This is a genomic window from Gordonia sp. i37 (assembly GCF_002043085.1).
In the GTDB taxonomy this organism is placed as follows: domain Bacteria; phylum Actinomycetota; class Actinomycetes; order Mycobacteriales; family Mycobacteriaceae; genus Gordonia; species Gordonia polyisoprenivorans.
Map to the genome: position 1 here is coordinate 19,382 of NZ_MVPX01000009.1, position 9,177 is coordinate 28,558.

A 9,177-nucleotide genomic window follows, 5' to 3' on the forward strand; every position below is an offset into this window, starting at 1 on the left:
TTGGTCGGCGAGAACCAGTACCGGTTGCGGCTAGATGTATGGCTAGTGGAACGCTATTTCTGCGGCTAGAATCGATTCATGACGACAGTGCCACTCGGTGAAGCCAAGGACAAGCTCTCGGCGCTCATCGACAGCGCCGCGACCACGCACGACATCATCACGATCACCAAACACGGCAAACCGGCTGCGGTGCTCATGTCGGCCGACGATCTCGAATCGCTGCACGAGACGATTTACTGGCTCTCGAGATCCGGGATCCGCGACGACGTGGCGACTGCCGACGCCGAGTACGCGGCTGGCCACACGACCTCTCTCGAGGATTTGCGCACCGAATACGGCATGCCGCCCGAATGAGCGAGGACGCCGTCGGCTCGCCCGACCCGTACCGGGTCGAGGTCGCATTCCCGGCCCGTCGCGACCTCCAACGACTCCCCTCCCGGATCGTCCACGCCGTCATCGAGTTCATCTCCGGCCCCCTTGCCGAAAACCCCCACCGGCTCAGCAAACCGCTGCGCGACGAACTCGACGGCCTCCGCAGTGCCCGCCGCGGCGACTACCGCGTCCTGCTCCGCATCGACGAATCCGGCCACACGATCATCATCGTCAGAATCGACCACCGCGCTCACGCCTACCGCGCCTGACTCGACTGCGACACTGCGTATCCAGGCACTCGCCGATGCGGATCATCGCGGTGCCGAACCTCGCTGCTCCAATACCGTTGTGAGCGTAGGTGTTCGTACCATCTCCACCTCGTCGGGCACAGATATTCGCGCACGCAGGCCACTCATGCTCAGCAGTTCCTCGGCTCGGCACAGAAGTCGTCTTCGTCGATCGCTCGGGTCATTTTCCAGTAGTCGATGATCCGCCACGGCAGTACCGCCACCACTCGACCGTCGGAGTTTCGGTACCAGTTGGTCATCGCCGGGTGCGTCCACACCATCTGGGCATGCGCGGCGTCGACGGCCCGGTTGTACTCGTCGGTGACATCGGATCTCACCTCCAGGGCACCGATCTTGTTGCGCAGCATCAGATCGATCGCCGAGCGCACATACCGGACCTGACACTCCAGGATGCTGATGAAGCTCCCGCCGTGGCCGAGCGCGGTGTTGGGTCCGGTGAGGATGAACAGGTTGGGGAAGTCGGGGGCGGTGATCCCGAGGTAAGCGTGGGCGTCGTTCTCACCCCACACCTGTACCGTCGACCGACCGCTGCGGCCGCGAACCTCCATCGGGTACAGGAAGCGGTCACTGTGGAAACCCGTTGCGAAAACGATGATGTCGGCGTCGTGCTCGACGCCCGCCGCGTCGACGAGGCCGGTCGGCGTGATCTCGGTGACGGCGTGCGGCACCAAAGACACGTGGGGTCGGCGCAGCATCGCATACCAGCCATTGTCGAGCAGCATGCGTTTGCCGAACGGCGGGTAATCCGGTGTCGACAGCGCGATCAGATCGTCTCGATCGCCGAGTTGCTCACGCAGGTAGCGCTCATAGAACCGGCGGTGGCCGTGGTTGGCACCGTTGATCGAGGCGGTCGGTTCCTCCCAGTCGGGATCGCGTTGCAGGGTCGAATGCACCTTGTCGTTGAAGATCCACGACAATCTGGCTCGATACCATTCCCGGTAACCCGGTACGTGATTCATCAGCCAGTGCACGTCGTCGCCCACAGGTGAGAAGTAGTCGTCATTGGGGGCGATCCATTGCGGCGACCGTTGGAAAACCGCCAGTGAGGCCACCTCGTCGACGATCGCTGGGCCGATCTGCATCGCGCTCGCGCCGGAGCCGACGATGGCCACTCGTTTGCCGCGCAACGCGCCCGGTTCGTCGAGATGTGCCGGCCAGTGCGCGGAGTGGAAGATCTCGCCACCGAAGGTGTCCATTCCGGGAAGGTCCGGCGTCTTGGGCCGATTGAGCAGTCCCACTGCACTGATCACCAGGTTCGCCTGCAACACCTCGGTGCCGCCGTCGCCCTGTCGGGCCGTCACCGTCCACTGCTGGGCGTCCGCGTCATAGATCGCGGACTCAACCTCCACGCCGAAGCGGACCCGGTCGCGGATCGAATGACGATCTGCGTACGCGGCCAGGTACTGCTGCACCTCGTCCCGCTTCCCGAAATGTGTCGACCAGTCATGATCGAATCCGGAGATGCAGTACAGATAGCTCGGAGTATCCACACCGGCCCCGGGATACCGGTTCTCCCACCATGATCCGCCGACCTCGTCGTTCTTCTCCAGGATGACGTGTCGGATCCCGACGGCGCTCAGCTGCACCGACATGAGCATCCCCGCGACGCCGGCCCCGATGACCACCGCCGACAGACCCGCCGTGGTGGTGTCGGGCGCGGACGGGGTGTCGACGGTCGTGTGCCCGCCGACGATCTCGGCCATCATCGGGCTGAACTCATAGGGCACCGGCTCACCGGCGGTGAAGTCGAGAACTGCGGCGACGAGGTCGGCGCTCGGCGGCACCCGCTCGGGCCGGCCGGCCGCATTCCAGGCGAGTACGGCGTCGGTCACCGCGTCGCAGATCTCCCGCTGCACATCGGCATCGAGTCCCCCGCTGCTGTTGTCGTCCATTCCACGTGACCGTGTCGGCCGGTATCGCTCGGAGAGCCAGCGGTTGTCGCCGGTCATCTCCACCAGGATCGCGATCAACGTCGGTATGTTGCCCGCGCGGACTGCCGAGCGCAGACGGTCGGCGTCGAGGCCTGCGGGGTCCAGGCCGGGTGTGATGCTTGCCGTCATGACTATCAACTAACCATCGTTAGTCTCAATCGGTCAATACCTGGACAAGTCGAGTAAACCACTCTTGACAGGCTCTCCTGCTCATGTAACTGTGATCCACATCATGCTAACTGCGGTTAGCGGAGCACCTGAACAGGAGTCACGATGGAACTCAGCGAAGCGATGCGCTCAACAGGAACCTGCCGCTACTTCAGCGACAAGTACGTCGAAGACGACGTGCTGTACCAGGCGCTCGACCACGCCCGGTTCGGCCCGCAGGGCGGTAACCGTCAGCCGGTGCGCTGGGTCATCGTCCGCGACGATGCCGTCAAGCAGCGTCTCGCCGAGCTGTACCTGCCGTACTGGGAGGCCTACTACGCGGCGGTCATCGAAGGCAGCAAAGCAGTCGGTGCGGTGCCCGCCACCGTCGAGAGCGCCAACTACTTCGCCCACCATCTCGGTGAGGTGCCCGTCCTGGTCGTCGTGTGCGCAGAGGTCGAAGGGCTCCACCCGACCGACAACGAACTCGATCGTCTCAGTGTCGTTGGCGGCGCGTCGATCTACCCGACGGTGCAGAATCTGACGCTTGCCCTGCGGGAGCAGGGCATTGCCAGCGCCCTCACCACCCTGCTCTGCGCCGAAGAGCCCGCGGTCAAAGAGCTGCTGCACATCCCCGACGGGTTCCTCACCGCGGCGCATGTCGCCGTCGGTTATCCACGAGACGGATTCCCGCGCAAACTCACTCGCACTCCGGTCGAGGAGATCGCGTTCCTCGACCGCTTCGACGCCCCGATGTTCACGTGACCGCCGGCACCGAGGACCTCACCCGCGGATTGACCGCGACCCAACGGTCCCCGCTCGGACGGGCGACGATCGGTGATCATCTCCGACGACTCGCCCGTTCACAGCCGAACAAGGCGGCGGTCATCTCCTACGCCGCTGACGGCACACGCACCGCCACCACCTACCGCGATCTCAACGCGTCGGCCAACCGCTTCGCGCACGCGCTGCGCACCGCCGGTGTCGGCAGGGGCGATGGGATCGCGGTGATGGGCCGCAACCGGGTCGAGAACATCATCGCCTACTACGGCGCGCTCAAGATCGGCGCCTACTATTCGGGGCTCAGCCCGCTGTTCGGGGCGCGCGAAATCGCCCAGCAGATCGAACATCTCGAGCCGGCGGTACTGGTGGTCGCCGCCGAGAACGCCGAGCTCGCGGCGCCGATCGCCGAGAAGTGCGGCGCCGCGGTCATCGTCATCGGTGATCCGCCGAACCCTGCGTGGACGTCCTTCGACGCAGCGCTCGCCGCGGCATCCGACGCCGACCCCGACGCCGATGTCGACGAGCACGACATCGCGATGATCGTCTATACCAGCGGCACCGAGTCGGCACCCAAGGGCGTGGTTATCCCCCACCGCAACTACCTGATCTCCACCGCACCCGCCTACACCTGGGGACTTCGGTGCCTGCCCGACGACGTGTGGCTCTACGTCATGCCCTTCCACACCATCGCCGGTATCGGCTCACTGACGTCACTCACCCTGCTGGGCGCCACCCTGGTGCTCCCACCGTCGGTGGACCCCGGCGAGTCGTTGAGAATCATTCGGGACGAACAGATCTCGGTGATCGCGCAGACCCCGACCTTCTACATCGCCCTGGCCAATCACGCCGACTTCGGTGCCGACACCGTCGGCACGGTGCGGCGTTGCCTCACCTACGGCGGCCAGGTCTCGCCGTTCGCCGTCGACGCGTGGGCGCAGGCGTCCCCGGAGTCGGTGTGGGGCACCTACTGGGGGCAGTCCGAGCTGACCCAACTGGGGTCGGTGGGCTGGTTCAAAGAACTGCGTGACGTCCCCGATCACGATCCGACTTGGATCGGCAAGCCCGTCGGACATCTGGAGATCAGGGTGGTCGACGGTAACGGAGACGACGCCGAGGAGGGTGAACTCCTCTGCCGCACACCGTCGGTGATGCTCGGATATTTCAAGGACCCCGAACGCACCGCCGCGGTGTTCGAGGACGGCTGGGTACACACCGGCGACATCGTGCGCATCGACGACGACGGTAACCTGTTCTTCCGGGATCGCCGCAAGGACATGATCAAGACCGGCGGGTTCAACGTGTCGTCGCAGGAGGTCGAGCGGGTGTTGCAACAGCATCCCGGGGTACAACGCGCAGCTGTCGTGGGACTGCCGGACGACTACTGGTCTGAGGCGGTCACCGCGTTCGTCGTTCTCCAGGACGACGCCGGCGTGACCGCCGAGGAACTGCGTGAGCACTGCCGCGCGGACCTCGCAGGGTTCAAGGTACCCAAGGTGATTCACCTCGTGACCGACCTGCCGACTGATCCGCAGGGAAAACTCCTCAAGCGTGAACTCCGACGTCGGTACGGAAAGAGCTGAGCGACGTGGGCGACGTCACCCCGCTCGACCCCGGCCGTCCGGGCGAGACCCCCGCTCGTCCTCGGCTGCGACGCGACGAGATCGTCGCCACCGCCGCCGCCTACTTTGCCGATCACGGTTACAGCAATGCCGGGATGCGTGACATCGCCGAGGCCGTCGGTATCAAAGGTGCGAGCCTGTACAACCACTTTCATTCCAAGGAGGAGATCCTCTACGAGATCGCGCTCCAGATGACCCGTGATCCGCAGGTGCATTTGCAGGTCCTCGACGGAGAGGGCACACCGGTGCAGCGGCTGACCGCGCTCGTCGAGATCCACATCCGGCACCTCGCCGCGCACCGCGTGGAACACCTTGTGTCGCTGCGGGAGTTGTCGGCTCTGTTGCCCGAGCATCGCGCCATCGTCACCGATTATCGAAAGTACTACCAGCGGCGCGTGCGGGACGTCATCGCGGCCGGCGCGCGGGCCGGGCAGTTCGAGGTCCGCGACGCCGCACAGGCGGCGATCGCCGTGCTCGATGTGATGAACGGCATCAGCTGGTGGCTGCGCGACAATCACGACGTCGATCATCTCGTCGCCGACTACACCGATTTCACCATTCGGGGGATTCTCCATGCGCCCCAGGACGACCCATGAGCGGACCGCTGGAGGGCATTCGGGTGCTCGAGATGGCCGGACTCGGCCCGACCCCGCATGCGTGCATGGTGCTCGCCGATCTCGGTGCCGACGTCGTCCAGGTCCGCAGGCCCGGCGGCACCGTGGGACCAGACGGCATCGCCGATGCCGATGCCGGTCTGTGGCGCGGACGACGCGTCATCGACGCCGACCTCAAGGACCCCGACACCATCGACGCACTGCGACAGCTTCTCTCACACGCCGACATCCTCGTCGAGGGATTTCGCCCTGGTGTGATGGAACGGCTGGGCCTCGGTCCTGACGAGGTTCTCGAGTTCGCCCCGCACCTGATCTACGCTCGCATGACCGGCTGGGGTCAGGGCGGCTCGTATCAACACGTCGCCGGCCACGACATCAATTACCTTGCGATGAGCGGCATCCTGGACGCCATGGGGCCCGCAGGCGCACCGCCCATACCACCGTTGTCGCTGGTCGCCGATTTCGGCGGCGGTTCGATGTTCCTCGTGGTCGGCGTGCTGGCGGCCTTGTTCGAACGGGAACGGTCCGGCGGCCAGGTGATCGACGCCGCGATGACCGACGGGGCCGCAGTGCTCGCCCAGCTGCAGTGGTCGTGGAAGTCGGCGGGGCGATGGACGCCGCGCGAGACAGGTAATCTGCTCGACGGTTCGACACCCTTCTACTGCACCTACGCGTGCGCCGACGGCTACGTTGCCGTCGGAGCCCTCGAAGAACCATTCTGGCGCAACCTGATCGAGGTACTCGAGCTCCGCGACCTCCCCGACCGGTGGGACCGGGCGAACTGGCCCGTCCTGCGCGATGCGCTCGCCGCGCGGTTTGCGGGCGCAACCCGTGCCGCCTGGACATCTGCCTTCGACGGCGTCGATGCTTGTGTCACAGCAGTTCTCGATTTCGATGAGGCCGCGCGGCACCCCTATGCTCGAGAGCGCGGCAGCTATGTCGAGGTCGGCGGACGGGTACAGCCGGCTCCGGCACCACGATTCTCCCGATCGGTACCGCGAGCTCCGGTGGAGGCGAGTGCCTCGAGCATCGACTCGGTGCTCGAGGAGTGGGACTGATCGGCGCTCAGATGCGGTCAGGCTGACCCATACCGGCCCGCGATGGGCATAGCCTGGGCCTACCACGTCGTCGATCGCAGGGAGTGCACCACATGTCCGAGCAGTTCGAGATCAGCCGCGTGATCCAGGCCGATCCGGCAGCCATCTTTTCCGTCCTCACCTCGCCCGACGGGCACGTCACCATCGACAGTTCGGGGATGCTGCAGAGCGCCGAGGGCTCGCCGGTGTCGGCGGTGGACGACGAGTTCGTCGTGCACATGGATCGCGAGTCGCTCAACGATCTACCGATGGGCAAGTACGACGTGCGGGTGATCATCACCGGCTTCGAGCAGGACCGGTGGATCGAGTGGACGATCGCCGGCACCGTCCGCCCGCCGCTGGATCACCGTTACGGCTATCGCCTGGAGGCCACCGACGACGGCACGCGGGTGACCACGTATTACGACTGGAGTCGCGTGACCAACGAGGACATCAAGGGCCGGTTCCCGATCATCCCCGAGGCCGGTCTGCGCGCCACGTTGGGGATTCTCGCGCGAACAGTGGAGTCGCACTGAACAATTCGCGGACAAGGGAGGCGCCATGAGCACGCTGACGATCACCCGCGAGATCCTTGGCCCATGGTCGCTGGACACCAGCCGCGAGTTCTGGGAGGGATTCACCCCCTCCGCGTTGCGCGGCACGCAGGAGCCGGGACGGTTGTCGACGGTGTTCCGCGTCGACGCCGACTGGTCGGCCGCACGAGTCACCGTGACTCAGCGCGAGCAGACCGCGGAGATCGAGGTGAGCGGCGACGGCGATCTCGACGCGGCCGCCGAGCAGACCGCACGCTTCCTCGCCCTCGACGTCGACGCCCGCCAGTGGCCCGCCGTCGGCGAGCGCGACCCGGTGATCGGACGCGCACAGCGAGCGCTTCCGGGGTTGCGGCCCTGCGGTTTTCACTCCGCCTACGAGGCCGCCGCCTGGTCGGTGCTCTCGCAACGGGTGCGCATCGTCCAAGCCGCAGGGACCCGTGCCGCCATCACCGACCGCTTCGGTGACGACGGAGCCTTTCCTGCGCCGGCTCGACTCGCCGACCTCGACATCGACCTCCCCGGCCGCAAACTCGAGTACCTCCATGCCGTCGCCGACGCCGCCGAGCAGGGCGCACTCGACACCGCCGCGCTGCGGGCGATGGACCCGCAGGACGCGATCACCGCGGTGCAACGCATCAAGGGCATCGGGCCGTTCGCCGCCGAACTGATCGTGCTGCGCGGTGCCAACGCCCCCGACTGCGCGCCCGCCAACGAACGCCGCCTCACCGCCGAGGTGGCGCGGTTGTACGGGCCCGACGCCGTACTCACCGAGATCGCGAACGCGTGGAAGCCTTTTCGGACGTGGGCGTCGGTGTACCTGCGCGCGCGGTCCGAAGGCGATCGTTCCGGGTGATGTTGTGCCCGGATTGCGGGCACAACATCACCCTGATGCGGTTTAGGTGGTGCCCCCACACGCGGCGACGGCGCCCTCGCCCGACTTCGTGTCGGTGGCAATCACTTTGCTGCCTTCTTTGATGGTGCAGGTGATGCTTCCCGAGTCGTCGACGCCGTTGCTGGCGGCCAGGCTCACGGGTTTGAGCGAGCCGGCGAACGAGACGTCCATCGTCCACGGCACCGACTCATTCTGCGCCTCGGAGACCGTGCCACCCGATGTCATGTACGCGATGAAGGCACTCGACCCGTCGCCGGTGACCTGGTAGGTCACCGTCACCGGCCCGTTGACCTTGTTCTCGACGTCCTTGCCGAAGCCGACGAGCGCGACGACGGCCACCACGACAACGATGATGAGGAGGATGACTCCGCCACCGAGAATCCACGGCCACACCGGCCGCTTCTTCGGCGGCGGAAAGCCCGGACCGCCCTGGCCGGGTTGCGGATACCCGGGCTGCTGGTAACCGGGTTGCGCGTATCCGGGATATCCCTGTTGCGGATAACCCTGCTGCGGATATCCCTGCTCGGGGTATCCGGGCTGCTGATAGCCTGGCGGCTGCGAATATCCAGGCTGCTGGGAGTACCCGGGTTGCTGCACCGGCTGACCCAGCTGCGTCGGCTGGTCGAACTGTGACGGGCCCTGATTCGGGTCGTTCCACGGATTCTGCGGGCCGGACATGACGTTCCCCTTCGCCTTCGATGAGCAGCGACGCCGCCGATCGAGACGGCAGTCGCCACACCGAGTTCACCACCTGAAGCGCGCGGGCTCGGCATATCTGTAGAGAGAGTAAACCAGCGGGCCGTCGAGTCGGTGGTTTAGCCTCGATCCACCGATTTGTATCTGTTCGGGCGGTGAGGGGTAGACGAAATGCCCTGTCTGAG

The 9,177-nt window shown here is 65.8% G+C and carries 10 protein-coding genes; 8 read left to right on the forward strand and 2 right to left on the reverse strand.

The window, feature by feature from the left end; genetic code table 11:
• The first annotated feature begins 78 nt into the window (after positions 1-78).
• Positions 79-354 carry a type II toxin-antitoxin system Phd/YefM family antitoxin gene (locus tag B1964_RS00395; RefSeq protein WP_079928377.1) on the forward strand — a complete coding sequence of 92 codons (276 nt, stop codon included), beginning with the start codon at positions 79-81 and terminating at the stop codon, positions 352-354.
• A complete protein-coding gene (locus B1964_RS00400; protein WP_079928378.1) occupies positions 351-641 on the forward strand; it encodes a type II toxin-antitoxin system RelE/ParE family toxin in 291 nt (96 codons plus the stop codon). The genes B1964_RS00395 and B1964_RS00400 overlap by 4 nt, the downstream gene beginning before the upstream one ends.
• A gap of 149 nt (positions 642-790) precedes the next feature.
• On the opposite strand, the gene B1964_RS00405 is transcribed toward B1964_RS00400, so the two are convergent.
• Entirely contained in the window at positions 791-2,740 is a 1,950-nt protein-coding gene (locus B1964_RS00405) for an NAD(P)/FAD-dependent oxidoreductase (RefSeq protein ID WP_079928379.1), read from the reverse strand.
• A gap of 144 nt (positions 2,741-2,884) precedes the next feature.
• On the opposite strand from B1964_RS00405, the gene B1964_RS00410 reads away from it, so the two are divergent.
• From B1964_RS00410 to B1964_RS00435, 6 genes are all read left to right on the forward strand, one after another.
• Positions 2,885-3,523, forward strand: coding sequence for a nitroreductase family protein (locus B1964_RS00410; RefSeq protein ID WP_079928380.1), 639 nt, complete (start codon positions 2,885-2,887; stop codon positions 3,521-3,523).
• Positions 3,520-5,121, forward strand: coding sequence for a class I adenylate-forming enzyme family protein (locus B1964_RS00415; RefSeq protein WP_079928381.1), 1,602 nt, complete (start codon positions 3,520-3,522; stop codon positions 5,119-5,121). Before B1964_RS00410 ends, B1964_RS00415 begins: the two co-directional genes overlap by 4 nt.
• A gap of 5 nt (positions 5,122-5,126) precedes the next feature.
• Complete coding sequence (locus tag B1964_RS00420; protein ID WP_253193830.1) at positions 5,127-5,756, forward strand: TetR/AcrR family transcriptional regulator; 630 nt, start codon at positions 5,127-5,129, stop codon at positions 5,754-5,756.
• A complete protein-coding gene (locus tag B1964_RS00425; RefSeq protein ID WP_079928383.1) occupies positions 5,753-6,832 on the forward strand; it encodes a CaiB/BaiF CoA-transferase family protein in 1,080 nt (359 codons plus the stop codon). The genes B1964_RS00420 and B1964_RS00425 overlap by 4 nt, the downstream gene beginning before the upstream one ends.
• A gap of 92 nt (positions 6,833-6,924) precedes the next feature.
• Positions 6,925-7,386, forward strand: a complete 462-nt coding sequence (locus B1964_RS00430) for a polyketide cyclase (protein WP_079928384.1) — start codon at positions 6,925-6,927, stop codon at positions 7,384-7,386.
• Between the two features lie 25 nt (positions 7,387-7,411).
• Positions 7,412-8,257 (forward strand): DNA-3-methyladenine glycosylase, encoded by an 846-nt coding sequence (locus B1964_RS00435; protein WP_079928385.1) that lies wholly within the window; start codon positions 7,412-7,414, stop codon positions 8,255-8,257.
• 42 nt (positions 8,258-8,299) lie between these two features.
• Here B1964_RS00435 and B1964_RS00440 read toward each other — a convergent pair whose 3' ends face one another.
• Entirely contained in the window at positions 8,300-8,974 is a 675-nt protein-coding gene (locus B1964_RS00440; RefSeq protein WP_253193831.1) for an MmpS family transport accessory protein, read from the reverse strand.
• Between the last annotated feature and the right edge of the window lie 203 nt (positions 8,975-9,177).

Excerpts from the sequence above, each read along its gene's own strand:
- B1964_RS00395 (WP_079928377.1), top strand. The coding sequence starts at position 79 with ATGACGACAGTGCCACTCGGTGAAGCCAAGGACAAGCTCTCGGCGCTC.
- B1964_RS00400 (WP_079928378.1), top strand. The coding sequence starts at position 351 with ATGAGCGAGGACGCCGTCGGCTCGCCCGACCCGTACCGGGTCGAGGTC.
- B1964_RS00405 (WP_079928379.1), bottom strand. The coding sequence starts at position 2,740 with ATGACGGCAAGCATCACACCCGGCCTGGACCCCGCAGGCCTCGACGCC.
- B1964_RS00410 (WP_079928380.1), top strand. The coding sequence starts at position 2,885 with ATGGAACTCAGCGAAGCGATGCGCTCAACAGGAACCTGCCGCTACTTC.
- B1964_RS00425 (WP_079928383.1), top strand. The coding sequence starts at position 5,753 with ATGAGCGGACCGCTGGAGGGCATTCGGGTGCTCGAGATGGCCGGACTC.
- B1964_RS00430 (WP_079928384.1), top strand. The coding sequence starts at position 6,925 with ATGTCCGAGCAGTTCGAGATCAGCCGCGTGATCCAGGCCGATCCGGCA.
- B1964_RS00435 (WP_079928385.1), top strand. The coding sequence starts at position 7,412 with ATGAGCACGCTGACGATCACCCGCGAGATCCTTGGCCCATGGTCGCTG.
- B1964_RS00440 (WP_253193831.1), bottom strand. The coding sequence starts at position 8,974 with ATGTCCGGCCCGCAGAATCCGTGGAACGACCCGAATCAGGGCCCGTCA.